The organism is Streptomyces sp. NPDC031100 (assembly GCF_055570785.1).
Genome location: NZ_JBVIGN010000014.1, coordinates 95586 through 116816, shown reverse-complemented (window position 1 = coordinate 116816; position 21231 = coordinate 95586). Strand labels below are relative to the sequence as shown.

Sequence of the window (21231 nt, the reverse complement as noted above, 5' to 3'; positions counted from 1 at the left end):
TGTCGGCCGCCCGGGTCCTACGGCGCCGCCTCACTCCGTAGCGATCGCCTGCAGCACGTCCAAGCGGGCCGCACGACGGGCCGGGCGCAGGCCCGCGAAGGCGCCCGCTGCCAGACCGACAACGCGCCGCGCGATGCCCCCGCCCCCGTCGTACGGCGGCGGCGCCCACCCGTGTCATAAGGCAGTGCCCGGTGCCGCCCTCCCGGGTCCTACGGCGCCGCCTCACTCCATAGCGATCGCCCGCAGCACATCCAAGCGGGCCGCACGACGGGCCGGGCGCAGGCCCGCGAGGGCGCCTGCGGTCAGGCCGATGAGGACGACCACGGCGAGGCGGGCCGGTGGGAGGGCGAAGGCGAAGGCGGTGTCGCTCGCGGCGTCGGAGGCCTTCACCAGCACCCAGCCGAGGAAGGCGCCGAGGCCGAGTCCGCCGACCGTGCCGAAGGCGGCGACCAGGACCGACTCCCAGCGGACCATGGCCCGCAGCTGGGCGCGGGTCTGGCCGACGGCACGGAGCAGGCCGAGTTCCCGGGTGCGTTCGTGCAGGGCGAGGGTCAGTGTGTTGGCGATGCCCAGCAGGGCGATGACCACCGCGAGGGCGAGCAGGGCGTAGACGAGCGTGAGCATCATGTCGATGCCGCCGGCCGAGGACTGCGCGTACTCGTCCCGGGTCTGTACCTCGGGGTTGCCGTACTGGGCGGCCACCGTCTTCACCGCCGCCTTGCCCGCGTCGGCGCCCACGCCCTGCTTGAAGGTGACGGCGACGAGCGTGTCGGCGTCCTGGGTGCGGTGCGGGGCCCAGGCCGCGCGGGTGATGACGTAGTCACCGGCGAGTTCGGACCGGCCGTAGACGGCACGGACGGTGAAGGTCCGGGTCCGGCCGTCGGTGAAGGTGAGCCGGGTGGTGTCACCGGTGTGCAGGCCCTGGCGGTCGGCCTCCGCCCGGGTCAGCGCGATGCCGTCGGTGCCGAGGTCGCGCAGGGATCCGGTGACCGTGCCGAGGTCGAAGGTGCGGGCGAGTGCGGTCGGATCGGTCACGGTCAACGCCCTTCCTCTGCCGTCCACTTCGGCGACCCCGCGGCCGAGCCCCACCGCGGTGTCCACCTCGGGCAGCCGCTGCAGGGCCGGGGCGAGCCGGGGGCTGAGCCCGCTGCCGCCCGCGCCGAACGAGGGCGTGCTGACGGCGACGTCGCCCGCGAAGGACCGGGACACGGTCTGGTCCATGGTGGCCTTCAGAGAGGCGCCGAACACGGTGAACAGCGACACGACGGCCACGCCGATCATCAGCGCGCTCGCGGTGGCGGCCGTCCGCTTCGGGCTGCGCAGGGCGTTGCGCCGGGCGAGGCCGCCGGTGACCCCGCGCAGCCGGTCGAGCGGGCCGCCGAGGAGCCGTACGGCCGTGCTGGCGGCGACGGGGCCCAGCACCACGAAGGACACCAGGGCCAGCAGCGCGCCGAGTCCGGCCAGCCACACGGACGGTGAGAGGAGGACACCGGTGAGGGCCGTCGCGAGAGCCGCCGTTCCGAGGGCCGTTCCGGCGAGCGCGCGGAAGCGGGACGCGCCGGAGGCGTCGACGGCCGTCTCGCGCAGGGCGGCCAGCGGGGCGGTGCGGCCGGCGCGTACGGCGGGCAGCAGGGACGAGCCCAGGCAGACCACGATGCCCACGGCGAGCGGCAGGGTCATCGACAGTGTCTTGATCACCAAGTCGCCGTCGGGGAAGGGGAATCCGATCGCCGGGAACAGCGCCTGGAGCCCTGCGGCGATGCCGATGCCGCCCGCGAGTCCGGCAGCGGAGGCCGTGACGGCGACGACGCCGGCCTCGGCGAGGGCGGCGGCACTCACCTGGCGGCGGGAGGCGCCGAGGGCGCGCAACAGGGCGTTCTCGCGGGTGCGTTGGGCGACGACGATCGCGAAGGTGTTGTGGATGGAGAAGGTGGCGACGAGCAGGGCGACGCCGGAGAAGACGAGAAGGAAGGTGGTGAAGAGGGTCAGGAACTGGCTGGAGATCATGTCGTTGTTCTCCTGCGCGGACTGCTGACCGGTGATGGCTTCAACTCCCTCGGGCAGCACGGGAGTCAGCCGCCGGACCAGTTCCTGCTGGCTCACCCCGGGGCCGGCCCGCACCTGGATGCTCGCCGCCTGGCCGGGCCGCGCGGTGAGGTACTTCTCGGCGTCGGCCTGGGTCATGCCGGTGAAGGTCACCTGGGCCATGCCGTCCTGGCCGCCGAAGGTGGCGAGACCGACGATCGTCACCTTCACCGGGTCCGGGGTGCGCAGGGTGGTGGTGTCGCCGATCTTCAGGCCGCCCTTCTTCGCGGCTCCCCGGTTGACGACGACCTCGCCGGAGTGCGCGGGGACGCGGCCCTCGGCGAGCTGGTAGGGGTTGAGCTTCGGGTCGTTGATCCAGTTGCCGGCGAGGGTCGGCGGACCCTGGCCGCCGATGGGTTTGCCGTCGGCGCCGACGAGTTGGCCCGCACCCTGGATGCCGGGGGCGGCGGCCGCCACACCGGGGACCCGCGCGATGGCGTCGACCAGCGAGGTGGCGACGGGCCGCCGTACCCCCTGGGCCTCACCGGGTGTGGTGATGGCGTCGGCGCCGCGTACGACGGCATCCGTGCCGCTGGTGGCCTCGCCGAACATGCTGCCGAAGCTCGCGCGCAGCGTGTCGCCCATGACCAGGGTCCCGGCCAGGAAGGCGACGCCGAGGAACACCGCGAGGAACGTGCCGGCGAAGCGGCGCCGGTGGGCGCGCAGCGAGGTGAGGCTGAGCCGGAGCGCTGCGTTCATGACCGCACCTCGAAGGCCTTCATGCGGTCCAGGACCTTGTCGGCCGTCGGGGACGCCATCCGGTCGACCAGCCGCCCGTCGGCGAGGAAGACGACCTCGTCGGCGTGGGCGGCGGCCACCGGGTCGTGGGTGACCATCACGACCGTGCGGTCCATCTGCCGTACGGCGCGGCCGAGGAGTCCGAGGACCTCGCCGCCGGAGCGGGAGTCCAGGTTGCCGGTCGGCTCGTCGGCGAAGACGACGTCCGGGCGGCCGGCGAACGCCCGTGCCACGGCGACGCGTTGCTGCTGGCCGCCGGACAGTTCGGAGGGCCGGTGGTGCAGGCGGTCGCGCAGTCCGACGACGTCCACGAGCGCGTCGATCCACTCCTGGTCGCCCCGCCGTCCGGCGAGGTCCAGGGGCAGGGTGATGTTCTCCGCGACCGTCAGCGTCGGCACCAGGTTGAACGCCTGGAAGACGAAGCCGACCCGGTCGCGGCGCAGCAGGGTCAGCCGGCGGTCGTCCAGCGCGCCCAGTTCGGTGTCGCCGATGTAGGCGGCGCCCGAGGTGAGCGTGTCGAGGCCGGCCGCGCAGTGCATCAGGGTGGACTTGCCGGAGCCCGAGGGGCCCATGATCGCGGTGAAGCGGCCGGCGGGGAAGTCGACGTCCACGCCGTGCAGGGCGTGTACGGCGGTGTCGCCACCGCCGTACACCTTCACCGCGCCCACGACACGGGCCGCGGTGCGCAGTGCGGTCGTCGTGGTCATGCCGCACCGCCCTTGCCGGCGCGGCCGAACTGCTCCTCCAGGACGGAGAGGCGGCGCCAGTACTCGTCCTCGTCGATCTCGCCGGAGGCGAAGCGGCGGCCGAGAACCGCGAGCGGCGAGTCGCCCGCCGGGCGGCCGGCCTCCATGGCCCGCCAGGGGCCGCCGCGTCCGCGCCAGACGGTGCGGCGCAGGAAGGTGACGGCGCCGATCACGACGACCGCCCAGATCAGCGGGAAGAACAGGATCCACGGGCCGGGCCCGCCGTCCCAGTTCGCGAGGGTCTGCATCTCGGTTCATCTCCCTTGTCGGCTTCGGTCTTCGGGTGATGCCACGAGGCTCTCTCCGGCAGGGGGTCCGGGTCGTCGTGCGGCCGGCGGCAGTGCGTGTACCTCTCCGGGAGTACGCCGGGGAGGTACGGCTGCTCCCTGCGGACATGCACTCTGGCGGGCCGGCAGATTGTAACTACTAGTATGTACAATGCTTTCATGAGCACCTCGGAACGGCTGATCGAGTCCACCCGCGAGCTGCTGTGGGAGCGCGGCTACGTCGGCACGAGCCCCAAGGCGATCCTGGAGCGCGCGGGGGCCGGCCAGGGCAGCATGTACCACCACTTCAAGGGCAAGCCTGACCTGGCCCTCGCGGCGATCCGGCGGACCGCCGAGGAGCTGCGGGCCGCCGTCGAGGGCATCCTCGGCGGACCGGGCACACCGTACGAGCGCATCGAGGCGTATCTGCTGCGCGAGCGCGATGTGCTGCGCGGCTGTCCGATCGGCCGGCTGACCATGGACCCGGACGTGATCGCGAGCGACGAACTGCGCGCGCCGGTGGACGAGACGATCGCGTGGATCCGCGGGCGGATCGCCGGGATCGTCGAAGAGGGCAAGCAGCAGGGGCAGTTCGCACCCGCTCTGGACGGCGAGCAGATTGCCGCGGCCGTCCTCGCGACCCTGCAGGGCGGTTACGTCCTCGCGCGTGCCTCCGGCTCCCCCGCCGCCTTCGACGCCGGCGTCCGCGGTCTGCTCTCGCTGCTCGCACCCCGAACTCCCTGACTGGAGAACCGATTTCCGTGAACATCACGCGACGGCGTCCCGAAACCCTGCAGGGTCCGGCCGAGAACTTCACCGGCACGGTGTGGCTGGACGAGATGGCCGCCCCCGCCGCCCCGTCCCGGCTGCGCATGTTCAGCGTCCACTTCGCGCCCGGCGCGCACACCGCCTGGCACCGGCATCCGCACGGCCAGGTGCTGCACGTCCTGGAGGGCGAGGGTCTGGTGCAGCGCAGGGGCGGTGACGTGGAGGAGATCCGGGCCGGTGACACGGTGTGGATCGAGCCGGGCGAGTGGCACTGGCACGGTGCCGCGCCGCGCACCTTCATGACCCACCTCGCGGTCGTGGAGGCCGCCGAGGACGGCACGACGACCGAGTGGCACGAGCACGTGAACGACTACCCCGCCTGAGAAGGGAATCGCGACATGCACGCCATGCAGTACGAGTACACCCTGCCCGCGGACTACGACATGGGCATCATCCGCTCCCGCGTCGCCCGCGTCGCGCACCTGCTGGACGACTGGGACGGCCTCGGCATGAAGACGTACATCCTGCGCGAGCGCGGTTTTCACGGCTCGCCGGTGAACCAGTACGGGCCGTTCTACCTCTGGAACACCATGGAGGGCATGAACAGCTTCCTCTGGGGAGGCGCCTTCCAGACGCCCGTCGACGACTTCGGGCGGCCGGAGATACGGCAGTGGACGGGCCTGGCCTTCGAGGAGGGCGCAGCCTCCGGATCTCCCGCCGCGTTCGCCGTACGGCGGCGCCAACCGGTGCCGGACGGTGTGGAGTTGGCCGGGTTCATGGCGGACGTGGCGAGCGAGACCGGGCGGCTGGCCGCGGAGGACGGGGCGGTACTGGCGGCGGCCGCCGTGGACACACGTGCGTGGGAGCTGGTCCACTTCTCGCTCTGGGCGCACGACACGCCCAAGGCCGAGGGCGATGTGTTCGAGGTGCTGCACCTGTCGGCGCCAGGGCGGGGTGACCTGCCCCGCGGGCGGCAGTGGTGAGGACTATCCGTACCGTCCTCGGTGACATTCGTCCCGACCAGCTGGGCGTGTGCGACGCGCATGACCATCTCTTCCTGAGCAGCCCGCAGTTGCCGGGTCTGGAGCTGGACGACGCGTCGGCGGCGCAGGCCGAGCTGACGGCGTTCCGGGCCGCGGGCGGAGCAGCCGTCGTGCAGTGGACGCCGTACGGCATGGGCCGGCGTTCGGCGGAGCTGCCGGGCCTGTCCAGGGACACGGGCGTGCACCTCGTCTGCGCGACCGGGCTGCACCAGGCGGCCCACTACGCGCCGAAGGTGCTCGACGGGCTGCGCGGCAGACTCTCCGAGGTGTTCGTCCGCGAACTGACCGAGGGCATCGGCACGTCCGGGGTGCGCGCCGGTCTGATCAAGGTGGCGGGCGGCTTCCACGCTCTCGACGCGCACGCCCGCTGGACGATGACCGCCGCGGCTGAAGCCCACATGGCCGCCGGTGCGCCGATCGCCGTCCACCTGGAGCTGGGGACCGGCGCACTGGACGTACTCGACCTGCTGTGCGGCGAGTTGGGTGTGCCCGGGGACCGTGTGATCCTCGGACACCTCAACCGCTCCCCCGACCCGGTGGTGCAGCGGCAGGCCGCCGCATCGGGCTGCTGGCTGGCCTTCGACGGGCCGTCCCGCGCCCACCACGCCACCGACTGGCGGATGCCGGAGGCGGTCCGGGCCCTGGCGGAGGCCGGGTACGCAGACCGGCTGCTGCTCGGCGGGGACACGGTGGTCGCCGGTGCGCGGTCGGTGGACGGCGGGCCAGGGATGCCGTACCTGCTGCGCCGGGTGCGGCCGCGGCTGGCCGAGGCGTTGGGTGCCGAGCTGGTGGACCGCATCCTGACGGAACATCCGGGGCGGGCGTTCGCGGTCGACTGGACGTGACCAGACAGTGGCCCGATCATGTGGATCTTTGTCCCTGAGGCGGGTTTCGGCTCGGGCTGCCGTCCGGAGGATGGGAGCCGGAACGCCACCGGCCCCCTGTCCGAGGAGATGTGACTGCGATGGCCCTGGAGATGCGCGACCGCTGCGAGCGCTGCGAGACCGCCGAGTTGCCTGCGGACGGTCCGGCTCGCATCTGCTCGTACGAGTGCACGTTCTGTGTGGCGTGCGGTGAGGCCATGGGGCAGATCTGTCCCAACTGCGGCGGGGAGCTGGTGGCCCGGCCCCGTCGTGTGCGCGGGGATGCGTAGGCGCTGGTTCTGCGGCGCTCGGGATGTCAGTGCCCGTGGCTGGTCTGCGCTCATGACGGCGGTGGCCGAGCAGTTCGCTCCCGGACGCCGGCAGCCGGCCGCGACGCCGACCAGGCCGGCGCGTGAGGAGTTCGCCGGCTTCGAGGACCTCATGGACGGGCTCTGCCGCCGAGCAGGGGACCCTGACGGTTCAGGCCGGGCTGCCGAAGTAGTGCCGTACGACCGGCTCCAGGTAGTCCACGTGCGGTCCGTCCAGCCCCTCCAGATCGGCCGCAGAGCGGATCAGTTCGATCCGGTCGAACTCGGGGTCGCAGCCCCGAGCCGTCTCCGTCCGCACCAGCTCGCCGTACCGCTCGCGCACCTCCTCCGCCGGGCGGGGCGGGGCCAGGAACATCACGCCGACGTTGCCTCGCGTGCCTCGGGTGGTCAGCCTCAGGGTCAGGGCGTCCGACGGCGTGTCGGAGCCGATCTCCTCGGCGAGTTCGCGGGCCGCGTGGCGGCGCAGGCCGGAGAGGTCCAACCCGCCCTCGCCGTCGGGCGGTTCGATGGATCCGCCGGGCAGCTGCCAGCGGCCCGGTGCCGCCGTCGAGGGCGACATCCGGCCCACGACCAGACAGCCGTCGTCGGTCGGCTGCAGCACGGACACGAACAGGGACGACCACACGGGGGCGTCCGGCACCTGGCGCAGCGCCCAGAAGCGGTAGGTCGCCCGCGCCCACGACAGCACCAGGCCGTCGCGTCCGTCCCGCTCCAGCCCCGTGAGCGCGGCCACCGGGCCGTCGAACAGTGCCGGGTTGTCCCGGACCGCCTCCGCCCACAACCGGTCCATCGCCGAGCGGTGGCGCGGGGACACCTCGGGGGTGGGCGTCTCGACGAGCCGGATACGGGGTGCGGGCCAGAGTTCCACCGTGGGACCGGTCACCGGAGTGCCCCCAGCGGATCGTCCAGTACCGGCTGCCAGGCCAACTCGGCGGCGCCGACCAGGCTGTTGTGGTCCAGGGTGCAGGGCAGGATGGGCACGCCGCCGCTCTGGCCCCACAGGCTGCGGTCGGCGACGACCGCGCGCAGGCGTTCGGGGTCGGCGTCGAGGAGGGTGCGGTGCAGGCCGCCGAGGATGATGCGGTCCGGGTTGAGGATGTTGACCAGTCCGGCGAGGCCCAGGCCGAGGCGGTCGATCAGGGCCTCGGCGGCGGTGCGGACGGCCGGGTCGGCGTACTGGGTGCGCAGCAGGTCGTTGGCCTGCTGGAGCAGGGAGACCTCGGGGCCCGGTTCGCGGCCGGCCTCGATGAGCAGGGCGAGCGGGTCCGCCTCGACGTCCAGGCAGCCCCGGCTGCCGCAGTGGCAGGGGCGGCCCTCGGGGTTGACGGTGAGGTGGCCGACCTCCAGGGCGAGGCCCGAACTGCCCGTGTGGAGGCGGCCGTCGAGGACCAGGGCCCCGCCGACGCCGCGGTGTCCCGTCGCCACGCACAGCAGGTCCCGGGAGCCCCGGCCGGCGCCGTGCCGGTGCTCGGCGAGAGCGGCGAGGTTGACGTCGTTGCCGGCGAAGGCGGGGCCGGTGATGCCCGCGGCGCGCACGCACTCCGCGAAGATCCGGCGGACCGGTGCGCCCACCGGCCAGGCGAGGTGGAGGGGGTTGAGGGCGAGGCCGTCGGGTTCGGCGACGGCGGACGGGACGGCGAGCCCCGCGCCCACGCAGCGGCGGCCCGTCGTGCGCAGGAGTTCGGCGCCGGTTTCCACCACGGAGCCCAGCACCTTCGCCGGGTCGGCGTCGACGGTCTCGCAGCCGGGCGCGGTCGCCACGATCCGCCCGCCGAGGCCGACCAGCGCGGCCCGGAAGCCGTCGGCGTGGACCTGCGCGGCCAGCGCGACCGGGCCGTCCTCGGCGACCTCCAGCCGGTGCGAGGGGCGCCCCTGGGCACCGGCCCCGGCGCCCGGCCGGGCGTCGACCCGGATCAGCCCGAGCGCCTCCAGTTCGGCGGCCACCGCCCCGGCCGTCGCCCGGGTGACCCCGAGTTCGGCGGTGAGCACGGCCCGGGTCGGCGCCCGCCCGGTGTGCACGAGCTCCAGCGCGGGCCCGAGCGCACCGCGCCCCCGGTCCAGCCGCGCCCTCGAGGTGGTTCCTTCCCCCGCCTTCCGGGGGTCCGCCTTGCCGCTCATGAGAGCGAGTCTCCCATGATCCGCACCGGTCGTGGCGTGCGGTGGTCTACAGCCCGCTCACGCGCAGGGTGATGTTCAGCCGCCCGGCAAGCCCCAGCTCCGGCGGCGCCGTGCCGGGGTGCACGCGCGGCACACCGTGGTACGCGAGCCGGGACGGCCCGCCGAAGACGAAGAGGTCTCCGCTGCGCAGCTCCACGTCCGTGTACGGCTTCGTGCGGGTCTCCGTGTTGCCGAAGCGGAAGACGCACGCGTCGCCGAGGCTCAGCGACACGACCGGCGCGTCCGACTTCTCGTCGGCGTCGCGGTGCATGCCCATGCGGGCGTCGCCGTCGTAGAAGTTGATCAGTGCGATGTCGTACGGGTCCGCGGGTACCGCTTCCGGGCCGAGCGCGTCGGCCACGGCGCCGCGGGCCAGCTCGCCGAGCCAGTCCGGGAAGGGCTTCACGGGGGCTCCGTCGCCGTCGACGACCGTGCGGGCGTAGGCGTACGGGTACCAGTGCCGGCCCAGGCAGACCTGCCGGGCGGTCATCGTGCCGCCGCCCGGGGTGCGGACCGTGCGCAGTCCGGCAGGGGGGCGCGCCCAGTCCCGGCAGGCGGCCAGGAGCGCGCGCTGCCGCTTGGCGGGCAGCCAGTGCGGGACGTGCACGGCGCCCGGTGCGACCGCGGCCCGCTCCCGCTCAAACAGTTCCACGTCCATGCGCTCCATCCTGCCCGAGGCCCGGCCGACCGGCCCTGAGCTGCGGCTCGGCTAGCCTGGAGCACGATGAACGACCGTATGACGACGCCGTGGGACGAGATCGAGCTGTCCCGCTTCCCCGAGGATCCCCGCGACCGGCTGCGTGCCTGGGACGCCTCCGACACGTACCTGCTGCGGCACCTGGCCGAGGAGGGGGTGCCGCTCACGGGCGCGGTCGTGGTGGTCGGCGACCGCTGGGGTGCGCTGGCGACGGCGCTCGCGCGGTACCGGCCGACGCAGGTCACCGACTCGTTCCTGAGCCAGGAGGCGACCCGGGCGAACCTGGCGCGGGCCGGGGTCGAACCCGGCGCCGTGCGCCTGCTCACCACCCAGGACCCGCCGCCGGAGCGGGTGGACGTCCTGCTCGTCCGCGTGCCGAAGAGCCTGGCGCTGCTGGAGGACCAGCTGCTGCGGCTCGCTCCCGCCGTGCACGCGGACACGGTGGTCGTCGGCACCGGGATGGTGAAGGAGATCCACACCTCCACCCTGGAGCTGTTCGAGCGGATCCTCGGGCCGACCCGGACCTCTCTCGCACAGCAGAAGGCCCGGCTGATCTTCTGCACCCCGGACCCGTCCCTGGAGCGGCCCGCGAACCCGTGGCCGTACAGCTACGACCTCCCGCAGGGCATCGGAGCGGTCTCCGGGCGCACGGTCGTCAACCACGCGGGCGTGTTCTGCGCCGACCGGCTCGACATCGGCACCCGGTTCTTCCTGCAGCATCTGCCGGCCGGGACGGGCGGCGCGCGCGTGGTGGACCTCGGCTGCGGCAACGGCGTCGTCGGTACGGCGGTGGCGCTGGCCGACCCGGAGGCCGAGGTGCTGTTCGTGGACGAGTCGTTCCAGGCCGTGGCCTCGGCGGAGGCGACGTACAAGGCCAACGGGGTGCCCGGGCACGCCGAGTTCCGGGTCGGGGACGGGCTGGCCGGGGTGGCCCCCGGCAGTGTGGACCTCGTGCTGAACAACCCGCCGTTCCACTCCCACCAGGCGACGACCGACGCGACGGCGTGGCGGATGTTCACCGGGGCGAAGCGCGCGCTGCGCCCCGGCGGTGAGCTGTGGGTGATCGGCAACCGGCACCTGGGTTACCACGTCAAGCTGAAGCGGCTGTTCGGTAATAGCCACCTGGTGGCGAGCGACCCGAAGTTCGTGGTGCTGAAGGCCGTCAAGAGGGGCTAGAGCCTGTCCGGCGAATCATGCCGGAGACGCGGGGCCTGCCACGCCCATCTGCGGCGTTGTCGTCGGTTGCCGACGCTCCGCGTCGCCGCCCTCCTCCGCCTTGCAGCTGGACGCACCAGGCCCCGCTCACCTGCGCTGATTAGGAGCCGTTACTTTCCTCCGACCTGATCCGCCGGACAGGCCCTGGCACAGGGCTCCCGCCCGAGGACGCCGATGATGCGTGCGACCTCCCGGGCCATCGCCTCCCTGCCGACGCTGAGGTACTTGCGCGAGTCGACGGCCTCCGGGTGGGCGGCGAGGAAGTCCCTGATCGCGGCGGTCATGGCCGCGTTCAGGGCGGTGCCGACGTTGACCTTGGCGATGCCGCCCGCGACCGCCGCGACCAGCCCGTCGTCCGGCACGCCGGAGGAGCCGTGCAGGACCAGCGGGGTGGACAGGGCGGCGGACAGGCGCTTGAGCAGGCCGTGGTCGAGGGCGGCGGTACGGGTGGTCATGGCGTGCATGCTGCCGATGGCCACGGCGAGCGCGTCGACCTCGGTGCGGGCGACGAAGTCGCGCGCCTGGTCGGGATCGGTGCGGGCGCCGGGCGCGTGGGCGTCGAGCGGGGGCCGGCCGTCCTTGCCGCCGATCTGCCCCAACTCGGCCTCGATCCACAGGCCTTGACCGTGGGCCCAGTCGGCCGCGGCCCGGGTCGCGGCGAGGTTCTCGGCGTAGGGCAGGCGGGCGGCGTCGTACATCACCGAGCTGAACCCGGCCTCGGGCGCCTGGCGCAGCAGGTCGTCGCTCTGCACATGGTCGAGGTGCAACGCGACGGGTACGTCGGCGCGTTCGGCGGCGGCGACGGCCGCGCGGGCGAGCGGCAGGAGCCGTCCGTAGCGGAACCTGACGGCGTTCTCGCTGACTTGGAGGACCACGGGTGCGCCGGTGGCTTCGGCACCGGCGATGACGGCCTCGACGTGTTCCAGGGTGATGACGTTGAAGGCGGCGACGGCGGAGCGGGCTTCGGCGGCCCGGGTGACCAGCTCGCCGGTGGTCGCGAGGGGCACGGTCTGTTTCCCTTCCCGGAGCGGGTCAAGAGGCGAGGATCACCGAGCGGGTGAGGTGGCGCGGCCGGTCGGGGTCGAGGCCGCGGCGGGCGGCGACGGCGACCGCGAGGCGCTGGACGCGGACGAGTTCGGCGAGCGGGTCGAGCCTGCCTTCGACCCACAGTCCGCCGGTGGCGCGCACCTGTTCGGCGAGGCCGGCGGGCGGCTCGCCGAGCATCCAGGTCGCGGTGCCCTCGGTGGTGATGCTGATCGGCCCGTGCCGGTACTCCATCGCCGGGTAGGCCTCCGTCCACGACAGTGACGCCTCCCGCATCTTCAGGCCGGCCTCGCTCGCGAGCCCGACGGTCCAGCCGCGGCCCAGGAAGGTGAACTGCGTGCAGTGCACGAGCCCTTCGGGCAGGTCGGTCGCGAGGGCCGTGCGGGCGTCGGCGACGGCGGCTTCGGTGTGCAGGCCGAAGTGTGCGCGCAGCAGGGTGAGCGCGGTGGTGGCGAACCGGGTCTGGACGACGGAGCGTTCGTCGGCGAAGTCCAGCACGACGAGATCGTCGGCGGCCCGGGTAACGGGGGTGGCGGGGTCGGCGGTGACGGCCGTGGTCCGCGTACTCCCCCTGAGCTGCCCGATCAGGTCGAGCACTTCCGTGGTGGTGCCGGAGCGGGTGAGGGCGACGACCCGGTCGTACGACCGCCCGCGCGGGAACTCGGAGGCGGCGAACGCATCCGTCTCGCCCTGCCCAGTGGCCTCGCGCAGGGCTGCCACCGCCTGAGCCATGAAGTACGACGTCCCGCACCCGACGACCGCGACCCGCTCCCCCGGCGCCGGCAGCGCGTCGCCGTACCGCCCCGCCTCCTCGGCCGCCCGTATCCAGCACTCGGGCTGGCTGTTCAGCTCGTCCTCGACATGGCTCATGCCACACCCTCCCCTAGCTGATTGTTCCTGCAAGATATAGCGAGCTTTCGAGCACAATCAAGCATCAGTGCGCAGGCCGAGGTGCGCTAAGGTCGCCGGGAAGACGGAGAACGGAGGCTGCGGATGTCCCGGGACGCCCGCTGGAAGGCGCTGCTCGAACTGCTCGTCGAGCGCGGCCGGCTGGAGGTCGAGGAGGCGGCGGCCGAACTGGAGGTGTCGGCGGCGACGATCCGCCGGGACTTCGACCAGCTCGCCGAGCAGCAGATGCTGGTACGCACCCGGGGCGGCGCGGTGGTGCACGGGGTGTCGTACGAACTGCCCCTGCGCTACAAGACGGCCCGCCGGGCCTCGGAGAAGCAGCGGATCGCCAAGGCGGTGGCGGATCTCGTGGCGCCGGGCGAGGCGGTCGGGCTGACCGGTGGCACGACCACCACGGAGGTGGCCCGCGCGCTGGCCGTGCGCGGCGACCTGGGCACCGGCTCGCCGGCGCTGACCATCGTCACGAACGCGCTCAACATCGCCAACGAGCTCGCCGTACGACCCCAGTTCAAGATCGTGGTGACCGGCGGGGTCGCGCGCCCCCAGTCGTACGAACTGATCGGTCCGCTCGCGGACGGTGTGCTCGGCCAGATCACGCTGGACGTCGCCGTTCTCGGCGTGGTCGCGTTCGATGTCATCCACGGTGCGGCGGCGCACGACGAGGCGGAGGCCGCGATCAACCGGCTGCTGTGCGAGCGTGCCGAGCGGGTGGTGGTGGCCGCCGACTCCAGCAAGCTGGGCCAGCGGGCGTTCGCCCGTATCTGTGCGGCCGAACTGGTGGACACGCTCGTGACGGACACGGCGGTGGATCAGGACACCGTGCGCCGCTTCGAGGAGGCGGGTATCCGCGTCCTCGCGGTGTGATGTCTCGGCGGGGAACGTCAGATACGGCTGAGGTCGGCGCTCACGAACCCCGCCCCGCGCTGGTCGTTGCAGCCGGACGCCCCCCGGTCCACCAGGTCGGGCCAGGTCTGCTGGGCCTGGAGTGCCACGCTCACCAGGGTCAGCAGCAGGTCGACGTCGCTGGCGGCGTCGAGCCGTAGGGTCACCCACTGCGAGCCCGGGACGATCCGGATGGCGCCCGTGTGCTTCAGGTCCTTGGCCAATCGCCGGATGGCCCGGTCGGTCAGCCGCAGATCGACATCCCGGTCGGAGTGGAAGTGGGCGATCTCGCCCTGGGCCGACCGCACGGCCTGCCCCAGACCGCAGCTCGGGGCCACCTGCTTCAGGTCCGGCCAGGTCGCCAGTTGCGCCAGCGCGCGCGAGGCCAACGTCATAGGTCCATCATGGCCTGCTCACCCGCTCGCAACCAGCTCGTGAGCAAGCATTAACCAAACTGTCTCCCCGGGCGGACGGGCCGGTCCGAGGCCGGCCGGCGACCCGAACAGGCCACGCCCCAGGCGCCGTTGACCACCTCGACCCCGTGGACACCCGGAAGTCCCGGCTGGCCAAAAGCACTTCAGGGGCACACTTGTCCTACCGGAATCCGGTAGGACAAAGCACCTCACGTGTGACAAACCCGTGCGCCTGTTCTCATCCGTCCGCCGGCCTCGCGGAGGCCGGCCGCATGGGCGCAGGCAGGCTCACTCCGACTCGTCCTGGGTGGCACGGCGGGTGATGGTCAGCCATTCCGGCGCCACCTCGGCGTCGCCGTATGCGTCGTGCCAGTTCCACCATTCGTACGGCGGGGTCTGGGGATAACCCTCCGGAGAGTCCTCCCACGTTTCCTGTCGCCCGAGCGCGGTCATGTCGAGGTAGCTCCAGGTGCTCCCCAGCGCCTCGTCACCACGGCTGTTGATGAAGTAGGTGCGGAACACGCGGTCGTCCTCGCGGATGAACGCGTTCGTGCCGTGCCACTCGTCCACACCGAAGTCGGTGTCGAAGTCGTCGGTGATCGTGTACCAGGGAATCGTCCAGCCCATCCGCGCCTTCACCCGCTCGATGTCCGGCTGCGGCGCGCGCGAGGCGAAGACGAGAGTGGTGTCGCGGGCATTCAGATGAGCGAGGTTGCCCACATGGTCAGCCACCATGGAGCAGCCGCGGCACGCGTGGTCGGGCCAGCCGAACACGCCGGGCTCGAAGAAAGCACGGTAGACGATCAGCTGACGACGGCCGTCGAACAGGTCGAGCAGACTCGCCTTGCCCTTGGGTCCGTCGAACTCGTAATCCTTCTCCACTGCCAGCCACGGCATCCGGCGCCGCTTGGCGGCCAGTGCGTCACGGGCGTGGGTCAGTTGCTTCTCCTCCACAAGCAGCTGCTGACGCGCAGCCTCCCAGTCCTCTGCCGAGACGATCGGGGGTGTCTTCATGATGGCGTTCACCTTTCAGGGCAGGACCAAAGGTTCTGGTCGCGTAGCGTTCGGGGCAGCCCGAACAGGGGGAAGAGGGCGTTGTCGCCGAAGCGGGTGATGGCGGAGATCCGGTCTCCTTCCAGCGTGAGCACCACGAACCCGTAGGCGTGCGCGATCGGGGTGTGGGGATCGCGGAGGTAGGAGCCGAACGCGGGCTGGCCGTTGGCACGGGTGGGTACGAGACGGAGCGCTTGACCGCCCCACCAGGGCAGGGCCTGGTAGAAGCGGGCGATCGCCGCGTGTCCCTGGTAGGCGAGAGGCTCGGGCGGCATGGTGAGCCAGGCGTCCTCGGTCAGCAGCGCGACGAGCCGGTCGACGTCGGAGCTCTCCAGCGCGTCCACGAACCGTCCGACGAGCTCGCGTTCCCGTGGTGAGCGGGGCAGCGGCGCCCGTTCGCGGTCACGCGCGGGCCTTGCGTCGTCGAGGGCCGTACGCGCCCGCTGCAGGGCGCTGTTCACCGAGACGCCGCTGCTGCCGAGCAGGTCGGCCACCTCCGCCGTACGGAAGCCGAGCACGTCGCGCAGCACCAGGACCGCGCGCTGCCGCGGCGGCAGCCGCTGGAGTCCGGCCACGAACGACAGCGCCAGCGACTCCCGCGTCTCGTAGCGGGCCTCCGGTCCCGGGGCGGTGTCCGGCAGGTCCTCCAGCAGGGATTCCGGGTAGGGCTCGAACCAGGTCGGCTCGGAACGGCGCGTGGGCTCGGGCACATCGACCGGGCGTCGGGCCGGCTGCTGCGGCTGCGGTCGGCGGCCCGTGTCGCGCAGCGCGTTCAGGCAGCGGTTGGTCGCGATGCGGTACAGCCAGGCGCGTACGGAGGCCCGCCCCTGGAATCCGCCAAGCCCGCGCCAGGCGGCCAGGAGGGTCTCCTGGACCGTGTCCTCCGCGTCCTGCACGGAGCCGAGGATCCGGTAGCAGTGCGCCTGGAGCTCGCGCCGATAGGGCTCGGTGAGCTCGCGGAACGCTTCCCCGTCACCTGCCCGGGCCCGGTCCAGAGTCGATTCGATCACCACGGAGTCCTCGTCTCACGTCTCCCAGTCTTCCTCGGATAAGGACACCGCTCAGGTCGAAAAGTCATCGGTGAGTTCCTCGGGGCGGCCGTGTCTCAACAAGCGACCGCATGTCCACAGGCATTTCCTTGAGGAACGGAGACCGCCGCCATGACGACCATCGCGGACAGTGCCCTCCTGGTCACCGGAGGTAAGCGCGGAATCGGCCGGGAGTCGGACTTCCGCTGCGTCCTCGAACGGCATCTCGCCACCGATGCCCTGGCGGCGTCGCCGGCGGAAGGCCGGGGCGGCGGTGCGGTGAAGGCACTGGAGCTGCACCGGGCGGAGCTCGCGGCGGTGGCCCATGGCACGTCCTGAGCTGCGGAGCCCGATTCGCGGAGGCGTCGACGGCATGACGATCACCCGGACAACGATCACCAGGACGACGGCGACCGCGGCCGCGCTGACGGCAACGCTCGGACTCGCCGCCGTGTCCTGGGCCGTCGCGCTCGGGCAGATGAACGGGACGATGGACATGGGCGTCTCGACCCGGCTCGGTTCGTTCGGGTCCTTCGCCGCCCTGTGGGTGCCGATGACGGCGGCGATGATGCTGCCGGGCGCGGCTCCGACCGCCTTGGGTCACGCTCGTGCCGACGGCGGTCACCGGTTGCGCGCCGTGCCGCTGTTCGTCGTGTCGTACCTGGCCGTCTGGGCCCTCGTCGGCATCCCCGTGTACGCGGCGTACCGGCCGCACGGATCCTTCGCCGCCGGTGCGGTGGTGATCGCGGCGGGCGCCTACGAGTTGACGCCCCTCAAACGGCACTGCCGTCGGCTTTGCCGCCAAAGCGTCCACTCCGGGCTCGCGTTCGGACTCCTCTGCGTCGGCTCGTGCATCGGACTGATGCTGGTGCCGGTGGCGCTGGGCCTCATGAACGTGACCTGGATGTCCGTGATCACCGTCCTCGTCCTCGCCCAGAAGCTGCTGCCCCCGAGAGCCGCCCTCGATGTGCCCGCGGCACTGGCGCTGGTCGGACTCGGACTCCTGATCGTCGCCGCGCCCTCGTCCGTTCCCGCCCTGACCCCATCGATGTGAGACGTCGTCGCGGTGGCGCAAGCTGCGGCCGACCGCGCACACCGCCCAGCCGACATGAGACCGCCATGAGACCGGCATGAGACCGGCATGGTGCCGCGACCACGACGACTACGACAACCAAGGCCCGCGCTGGGCACCTGCGCGTCTTGGCCCCCTTGAAGGAGAGAAATCATGACCATCCGCAACGCTCTCGTCATCGGCGCCCGCAGCGGCGTCGGCCGTGCCACCGCCGATGCCCTCACCGCCGCCGGAGTCCGTGTCCTGGCCTCCGGCCACGAGCGGGACGCCACGGATCCCGCGCAGGTCGCCGCGCTCCTCGCCGAGGCCGACCCGGACCTGGTCGTGGTCGCCGCGGGTACGCGCCCGCGGATGGCGCCGATCGAGGAGCAGAGCTGGGAGTCGTTCTCGGCGCCGTGGAACGTCGACGTCAAGATTGCCTTCGAGGTCGGCCGCGCAGCCCTGGCACGGCCGCTGCGTCCCGACTCGACCGTGGTGATCGTCTCGAGCGGCGCCGCGCTCGGCGGCTCGCCGCTGTCGGGCGGCTACGCCGGCGCCAAGCGGACGCAGATGTTCCTCGCCGACTACCTCCAGTCCGCCGCCGACGCCCGCGACCTCGGCATCCGCTTCGTCGCCCTGCTCCCCCGCCAGTTGCTGGTCGGCACCCCGATCGGCGAGGCGGCGGCCGCCGCGTACGGCGCCCTGGCCGGCCAGTCGGCCGAGGCCTACCTGAAGGAACACTTCCCGGTGCCGCTCGACCCCCGCGGGGTGGCCCGCGCCATCCTTTCGATCGCCTCCAGCGAGGAACACCGCCAGCGGACGCTGCTGACCGTGACGGGCAAGGGGCTTGAGGCCGTCTGAGCCCTTGCCGCGAACCGGCACCCCACCTAGCCTGAGTTTGTGCCGCTAATAAACAAATCCCGATCGCACAACGTCGTGCCGGGCGACGGCCTGACTCGTCTCCGCATCGCGATCACCACGTTCTTCGCCCTGGACGGCTTCGTCTTCGCAGGCTGGGTGGTGCGCATCCCCGACATCAAGCAGCAGACCCACGCCTCCGCGAGCGGGCTCGGGCTCGCGCTGCTCGGGGTCTCCGCGGGGGCGGTCGTGACGATGACGCTCACCGGGCGGCTGTGCCGCCGCTTCGGCAGTCATCAGGTGACGGTCGTGTGCGCGGTGCTGCTCTCACTCGGCGTCGCGCTGCCCCCGCTCACCCACTCGGCGGTGACGCTCGGCGCCGTACTGCTCCTGTTCGGGGCGGCCTACGGGGGTATCAACGTGGCCTTCAACAGCGCCGCCGTCGACCTGGTTGCCGCGTTGGGCAGGCCCGTCATGCCCGGTTTCCACGCGTCGTTCAGCCTGGGCGGGATGATCGGCGCGGGGCTCGGCGGCCTCGTCGCGGGCTCCCTGTCCCCCGCCCGGCACCTGCTCGGACTGACACTCGTCGGGCTGGTGGTCACCGCTGTCGCGGGACGCGCTCTCCTGCGGCACGAGCCGCCGCTCCCGCCGGAGCGCTCCCGCCCGGAGGCGGGCAGTCCGCGCCGCCCGGATGCCCGGGCCCGCGGGCTCGTCGTCGTCTTCGGCCTGATCGCCCTGTGCACCGCCTATGGCGAAGGCGCCATGGCCGACTGGGGCGCCCTCCACCTCCAGCAGGACCTGGCGGCCTCAGCGGGGACGGCGGCTGTCGGGTACGCGTGTTTCGCGCTCGCCATGACCGTCGGCCGACTGACCGGGACGGCGCTGCTGGAACGCCTCGGGCGCGCCCGGACCGTGATCGCCGGCGGCACCACCGCGACGGCCGGCATGCTGCTCGGCTCGCTCGCGCCCTCCGTGTGGGCGGCACTGATCGGCTTCGCCGTCACCGGCCTCGGGCTGGCCAACCTCTTCCCGGTCGCCGTGGAGCGGGCCGGCGCGCTGGCCGGCCCGTCCGGTGTCGCCGTGGCCTCCACTTTCGGGTACGGCGGCATGCTCTTGGGACCGCCGGCGATCGGCTTCATGGCGGGCTGTTACTCCCTGCCCGCGGCGCTCACCAGCGTCGCCGTGCTGGCCGCCGTGGCCGCGCTGATCGGGGTGACGACACGGCAGGTGATGAGCGCCTGACCTTGCGTCAAAGGCAAGGCCGACGGCCGCGCCTCGCCGACGTCGGCCGGCGAGGTACGGGGTCACGGAGCGTCCTGCGCCGCAGTTGCCCCGCACGGGCCCGCGTGCGCCGCACTCCGAGCCGTCGCAGTCCGGACGTATGGCCCATCGGTGCGCGACGAAAGGTGAGGCGGTGGCCGGAGCCGCCGTAGTCGTCCATCAGACGCATTCCGACGGCCACACGGTCGTCACCGAGGACACCGCCGGCAGGTTCGCCGTCGTGGGCGGCGACGCCCTCGCCACCCAGGGCGACGCCGGCATCGCCCCCGCTCACTGCACCGAGTGGCTGTCCTGACCCAGCCGACCCACCACTGGAGGCCTCGCCATGTCGCACGATGAACCGGCGGCAGGCAGCACTGCCGGGAGCCGGCCGCAATCGGATGCCTGGAAGACGGCGCCGACCGTGCTGCAGTCGGCGAAACCGCCGTTCGTGCCGGAGGGGGCAGAGGCGATGACCGTTCTCGTCGCGTTCCCTGATGCTCACCCTCGTCGAGGACGACGAGCTGGCCCGGCGTCAGCACCTGCGAGCTCCCCGCCCTGGATGAGTGGCGTCGAGAGCTCACGGCGCCTCCCCCGTCGTGCCCCCTGACCACGAGCCGTGGTGCCAGGACGACCTCGCGCGGCTCCTCGCGCCCTTCGTCGAGCCGTTCCACCGCCGCCCGGCGCACTGGTCGTTGAACGCCACGGCGGCGGTGAGGAGCCGGTGGATCGAGCTGTCTGTGCCCCGCACAGCTTCCACATCGGCAACGACGCCCCGGGCATCCTCCGGCACGCGGGTCCCCTGCCCACGCATGTCGAGCCGCCCACCCACCAGGTCGCCGACGAGGCCCGCACCAGCCGGGTTGCGCCGGGCCGGACGCTGCGGCCGGCCCGGAAAAGGTGCGCCTTCGAGCCCGCTTCATCCGGCAGACTCTGCACCATGGAGACTGCCGAATTCCTCGAGATCCTCGACCGGGAGGGCCGGTCGCTGGCCGCGGCCGCCGAATCGGCGGGTACGGACGCCAAGGTGCCGACCTGCCCGGACTGGCAGGTGAAGGACCTGCTGCGGCACACGGGCGCGGTACACCGGTGGGCCACCGCTTTCGTCGCCGAAGGGCACACCGCTCCGCGGCCTCTCGACGACGCCGGCCCGGACCTGGACGGCGCCGGGCTGGTGGCCTGGTACCGGGAGAGCCACCGCCTGCTGGTGGACGCGCTGGCCGCCGCGCCCGCCGACCTGGAGTCCTGGACCTTCCACCCGGCACCCTGCCCCTCGCCCCTGACGTTCTGGACCCGGCGGCAGGCGCACGAGACGGCCGTCCACCGCTACGACGCCGAGGCGGCCCGGGGCGGCACGGTGTCCGCGATCACCACGGAGTTCGCGGCCGACGGCATCGACGAGCTGCTGCGCGGCTTCCACGCCCGCCCCCGGAGCCGGGTCCGCACGGAGCAGCCGCGTGTGCTGCGGGTACGGGCGCTGGACGCGGGCGCCGACGCGGTGTGGACCGTACGGCTGTCGACGGAGCCGCCGGTGGCCTCGCGGGACGGGTCCGGGCAGGCCGAGGCCGAACTGGCGGGCCCTGCGGACCAGTTGTATCTGGCGCTGTGGAACCGGGCGCCGGTGCCGAGCGTGACGGGTGACGCCTCCCTCGCGACGCTGTGGCGGGAGAAGTCCGGGATCTGACGCTGCGTCAGTCGGGGTTTCCTTCCAGCAACCGGGCCAGTACCGGGGGGGGGGGGGGGGGGCCCCCCCCCCCCCCCCCCCCCCTCCGGCACACCCGGCATCCAACCGCGAGCCGCCCGCCACCCCCGCCGAGCCGTCCCCG

General features: G+C 72.8%; 24 protein-coding genes. 13 read left to right on the top strand and 11 right to left on the bottom strand.

The window, feature by feature from the left end; translation table 11 throughout:
• Positions 1–222: 222 nt before the first annotated feature.
• From ACZ5DS_RS33460 to ACZ5DS_RS33450, 3 genes are read right to left on the bottom strand one after another with little or no spacing between them, the layout of a single operon-like run.
• A complete protein-coding gene (locus ACZ5DS_RS33460) occupies positions 223–2784 on the bottom strand; it encodes an ABC transporter permease (protein ID WP_468246042.1) in 2562 nt (853 codons plus the stop codon).
• Positions 2781–3530 carry an ABC transporter ATP-binding protein gene (locus ACZ5DS_RS33455; RefSeq protein WP_468246040.1) on the bottom strand — a complete coding sequence of 250 codons (750 nt, stop codon included), beginning with the start codon at positions 3528–3530 and terminating at the stop codon, positions 2781–2783. The genes ACZ5DS_RS33460 and ACZ5DS_RS33455 overlap by 4 nt, the downstream gene beginning before the upstream one ends.
• On the bottom strand, positions 3527–3817 hold the full coding sequence (locus ACZ5DS_RS33450) for an SHOCT domain-containing protein (RefSeq protein ID WP_468246037.1): 291 nt from the start codon (positions 3815–3817) through the stop codon (positions 3527–3529). The genes ACZ5DS_RS33455 and ACZ5DS_RS33450 overlap by 4 nt, the downstream gene beginning before the upstream one ends.
• Positions 3818–4000: 183 nt before the next feature.
• Between ACZ5DS_RS33450 and ACZ5DS_RS33445 the strand changes: the two genes are divergently transcribed.
• From ACZ5DS_RS33445 to ACZ5DS_RS33425, 5 genes are all read left to right on the top strand, one after another.
• Positions 4001–4579 (top strand): TetR/AcrR family transcriptional regulator, encoded by a 579-nt coding sequence (locus ACZ5DS_RS33445; protein WP_468246036.1) that lies wholly within the window; start codon positions 4001–4003, stop codon positions 4577–4579.
• Positions 4580–4596: 17 nt separating this feature from the next.
• Entirely contained in the window at positions 4597–4986 is a 390-nt protein-coding gene (locus ACZ5DS_RS33440; RefSeq protein ID WP_468246034.1) for a (R)-mandelonitrile lyase, read from the top strand.
• A gap of 15 nt (positions 4987–5001) precedes the next feature.
• A complete protein-coding gene (locus tag ACZ5DS_RS33435) occupies positions 5002–5586 on the top strand; it encodes a DUF4865 family protein (protein WP_468246031.1) in 585 nt (194 codons plus the stop codon).
• Positions 5583–6491, top strand: a complete 909-nt coding sequence (locus ACZ5DS_RS33430; protein WP_468246029.1) for a phosphotriesterase family protein — start codon at positions 5583–5585, stop codon at positions 6489–6491. Before ACZ5DS_RS33435 ends, ACZ5DS_RS33430 begins: the two co-directional genes overlap by 4 nt.
• Before the next feature lie 119 nt (positions 6492–6610).
• Positions 6611–6799 carry a DUF1272 domain-containing protein gene (locus ACZ5DS_RS33425; protein ID WP_468246286.1) on the top strand — a complete coding sequence of 63 codons (189 nt, stop codon included), beginning with the start codon at positions 6611–6613 and terminating at the stop codon, positions 6797–6799.
• A gap of 190 nt (positions 6800–6989) precedes the next feature.
• On the opposite strand, the gene ACZ5DS_RS33420 is transcribed toward ACZ5DS_RS33425, so the two are convergent.
• The 3 genes from ACZ5DS_RS33420 to ACZ5DS_RS33410 are packed head-to-tail and all read right to left on the bottom strand — an operon-like array spanning position 6990 to position 9653.
• Entirely contained in the window at positions 6990–7721 is a 732-nt protein-coding gene (locus ACZ5DS_RS33420; protein ID WP_468246027.1) for an NUDIX hydrolase, read from the bottom strand.
• Positions 7718–8956, bottom strand: a complete 1239-nt coding sequence (locus ACZ5DS_RS33415) for an ROK family protein (RefSeq protein ID WP_468246024.1) — start codon at positions 8954–8956, stop codon at positions 7718–7720. Before ACZ5DS_RS33415 ends, ACZ5DS_RS33420 begins: the two co-directional genes overlap by 4 nt.
• Positions 8957–9002: 46 nt before the next feature.
• Positions 9003–9653, bottom strand: coding sequence for an alpha-ketoglutarate-dependent dioxygenase AlkB family protein (locus ACZ5DS_RS33410; protein WP_468246022.1), 651 nt, complete (start codon positions 9651–9653; stop codon positions 9003–9005).
• Between the two features lie 78 nt (positions 9654–9731).
• Between ACZ5DS_RS33410 and ACZ5DS_RS33405 the strand changes: the two genes are divergently transcribed.
• Positions 9732–10868 (top strand): methyltransferase, encoded by a 1137-nt coding sequence (locus ACZ5DS_RS33405; protein ID WP_468246284.1) that lies wholly within the window; start codon positions 9732–9734, stop codon positions 10866–10868.
• Positions 10869–11017: 149 nt separating this feature from the next.
• On the opposite strand, the gene ACZ5DS_RS33400 is transcribed toward ACZ5DS_RS33405, so the two are convergent.
• The gene (locus ACZ5DS_RS33400) at positions 11018–11914 is read right to left on the bottom strand and encodes a class II fructose-bisphosphate aldolase (RefSeq protein ID WP_468246019.1); all 897 of its coding nucleotides are present in this window, start codon (positions 11912–11914) and stop codon (positions 11018–11020) included.
• A 25-nt stretch (positions 11915–11939) separates the two neighbouring features.
• Positions 11940–12821: an SIS domain-containing protein gene (locus tag ACZ5DS_RS33395; protein ID WP_468246018.1), complete on the bottom strand. Its 882-nt coding sequence runs from the start codon at positions 12819–12821 to the stop codon at positions 11940–11942.
• 123 nt (positions 12822–12944) lie between these two features.
• On the opposite strand from ACZ5DS_RS33395, the gene ACZ5DS_RS33390 reads away from it, so the two are divergent.
• Positions 12945–13724, top strand: coding sequence for a DeoR/GlpR family DNA-binding transcription regulator (locus ACZ5DS_RS33390; RefSeq protein ID WP_468246016.1), 780 nt, complete (start codon positions 12945–12947; stop codon positions 13722–13724).
• A 17-nt stretch (positions 13725–13741) separates the two neighbouring features.
• Here ACZ5DS_RS33390 and ACZ5DS_RS33385 read toward each other — a convergent pair whose 3' ends face one another.
• The 3 genes from ACZ5DS_RS33385 to ACZ5DS_RS33375 form a co-directional block, all read right to left on the bottom strand.
• Positions 13742–14137: a luciferase domain-containing protein gene (locus ACZ5DS_RS33385; protein ID WP_468246014.1), complete on the bottom strand. Its 396-nt coding sequence runs from the start codon at positions 14135–14137 to the stop codon at positions 13742–13744.
• Between the two features lie 306 nt (positions 14138–14443).
• A complete protein-coding gene (locus ACZ5DS_RS33380; RefSeq protein ID WP_468246281.1) occupies positions 14444–15169 on the bottom strand; it encodes a DUF899 domain-containing protein in 726 nt (241 codons plus the stop codon).
• A gap of 8 nt (positions 15170–15177) precedes the next feature.
• Complete coding sequence (locus ACZ5DS_RS33375) at positions 15178–16218, bottom strand: sigma-70 family RNA polymerase sigma factor (RefSeq protein ID WP_468246012.1); 1041 nt, start codon at positions 16216–16218, stop codon at positions 15178–15180.
• Between the two features lie 150 nt (positions 16219–16368).
• Between ACZ5DS_RS33375 and ACZ5DS_RS33370 the strand changes: the two genes are divergently transcribed.
• From ACZ5DS_RS33370 to ACZ5DS_RS33345, 6 genes are all read left to right on the top strand, one after another.
• Positions 16369–16575 (top strand): hypothetical protein, encoded by a 207-nt coding sequence (locus tag ACZ5DS_RS33370; RefSeq protein ID WP_468246010.1) that lies wholly within the window; start codon positions 16369–16371, stop codon positions 16573–16575.
• 34 nt (positions 16576–16609) lie between these two features.
• The gene (locus tag ACZ5DS_RS33365) at positions 16610–17290 is read left to right on the top strand and encodes a copper chaperone (protein ID WP_468246007.1); all 681 of its coding nucleotides are present in this window, start codon (positions 16610–16612) and stop codon (positions 17288–17290) included.
• Between the two features lie 171 nt (positions 17291–17461).
• Positions 17462–18148 carry an SDR family oxidoreductase gene (locus ACZ5DS_RS33360; protein ID WP_468246005.1) on the top strand — a complete coding sequence of 229 codons (687 nt, stop codon included), beginning with the start codon at positions 17462–17464 and terminating at the stop codon, positions 18146–18148.
• A gap of 75 nt (positions 18149–18223) precedes the next feature.
• The gene (locus ACZ5DS_RS33355) at positions 18224–19387 is read left to right on the top strand and encodes an MFS transporter (protein WP_468246003.1); all 1164 of its coding nucleotides are present in this window, start codon (positions 18224–18226) and stop codon (positions 19385–19387) included.
• Between the two features lie 172 nt (positions 19388–19559).
• Positions 19560–19721: a hypothetical protein gene (locus ACZ5DS_RS33350; RefSeq protein WP_468246000.1), complete on the top strand. Its 162-nt coding sequence runs from the start codon at positions 19560–19562 to the stop codon at positions 19719–19721.
• A gap of 624 nt (positions 19722–20345) precedes the next feature.
• Positions 20346–21089, top strand: a complete 744-nt coding sequence (locus ACZ5DS_RS33345) for a maleylpyruvate isomerase family mycothiol-dependent enzyme (RefSeq protein ID WP_468246279.1) — start codon at positions 20346–20348, stop codon at positions 21087–21089.
• The last annotated feature ends 142 nt before the right edge of the window (positions 21090–21231 follow it).

What these genes read in the sequence shown, in the direction of transcription:
- ACZ5DS_RS33445 (WP_468246036.1), top strand. Translation starts at nt 4,001, where the DNA reads ATGTACAATGCTTTCATGAGCACCTCGGAACGGCTGATCGAGTCCACC.
- ACZ5DS_RS33365 (WP_468246007.1), top strand. Translation starts at nt 16,610, where the DNA reads ATGACGATCACCCGGACAACGATCACCAGGACGACGGCGACCGCGGCC.
- ACZ5DS_RS33395 (WP_468246018.1), bottom strand. Translation starts at nt 12,821, where the DNA reads ATGAGCCATGTCGAGGACGAGCTGAACAGCCAGCCCGAGTGCTGGATA.
- ACZ5DS_RS33405 (WP_468246284.1), top strand. Translation starts at nt 9,732, where the DNA reads ATGACGACGCCGTGGGACGAGATCGAGCTGTCCCGCTTCCCCGAGGAT.
- ACZ5DS_RS33460 (WP_468246042.1), bottom strand. Translation starts at nt 2,784, where the DNA reads ATGAACGCAGCGCTCCGGCTCAGCCTCACCTCGCTGCGCGCCCACCGG.
- ACZ5DS_RS33415 (WP_468246024.1), bottom strand. Translation starts at nt 8,956, where the DNA reads ATGAGCGGCAAGGCGGACCCCCGGAAGGCGGGGGAAGGAACCACCTCG.
- ACZ5DS_RS33455 (WP_468246040.1), bottom strand. Translation starts at nt 3,530, where the DNA reads ATGACCACGACGACCGCACTGCGCACCGCGGCCCGTGTCGTGGGCGCG.
- ACZ5DS_RS33425 (WP_468246286.1), top strand. Translation starts at nt 6,611, where the DNA reads ATGGCCCTGGAGATGCGCGACCGCTGCGAGCGCTGCGAGACCGCCGAG.
- ACZ5DS_RS33380 (WP_468246281.1), bottom strand. Translation starts at nt 15,169, where the DNA reads ATGAAGACACCCCCGATCGTCTCGGCAGAGGACTGGGAGGCTGCGCGT.
- ACZ5DS_RS33360 (WP_468246005.1), top strand. Translation starts at nt 17,462, where the DNA reads ATGACCATCCGCAACGCTCTCGTCATCGGCGCCCGCAGCGGCGTCGGC.
- ACZ5DS_RS33385 (WP_468246014.1), bottom strand. Translation starts at nt 14,137, where the DNA reads ATGACGTTGGCCTCGCGCGCGCTGGCGCAACTGGCGACCTGGCCGGAC.
- ACZ5DS_RS33435 (WP_468246031.1), top strand. Translation starts at nt 5,002, where the DNA reads ATGCACGCCATGCAGTACGAGTACACCCTGCCCGCGGACTACGACATG.
- ACZ5DS_RS33450 (WP_468246037.1), bottom strand. Translation starts at nt 3,817, where the DNA reads ATGCAGACCCTCGCGAACTGGGACGGCGGGCCCGGCCCGTGGATCCTG.
- ACZ5DS_RS33370 (WP_468246010.1), top strand. Translation starts at nt 16,369, where the DNA reads ATGACGACCATCGCGGACAGTGCCCTCCTGGTCACCGGAGGTAAGCGC.
- ACZ5DS_RS33390 (WP_468246016.1), top strand. Translation starts at nt 12,945, where the DNA reads ATGTCCCGGGACGCCCGCTGGAAGGCGCTGCTCGAACTGCTCGTCGAG.
- ACZ5DS_RS33410 (WP_468246022.1), bottom strand. Translation starts at nt 9,653, where the DNA reads ATGGACGTGGAACTGTTTGAGCGGGAGCGGGCCGCGGTCGCACCGGGC.
- ACZ5DS_RS33345 (WP_468246279.1), top strand. Translation starts at nt 20,346, where the DNA reads ATGGAGACTGCCGAATTCCTCGAGATCCTCGACCGGGAGGGCCGGTCG.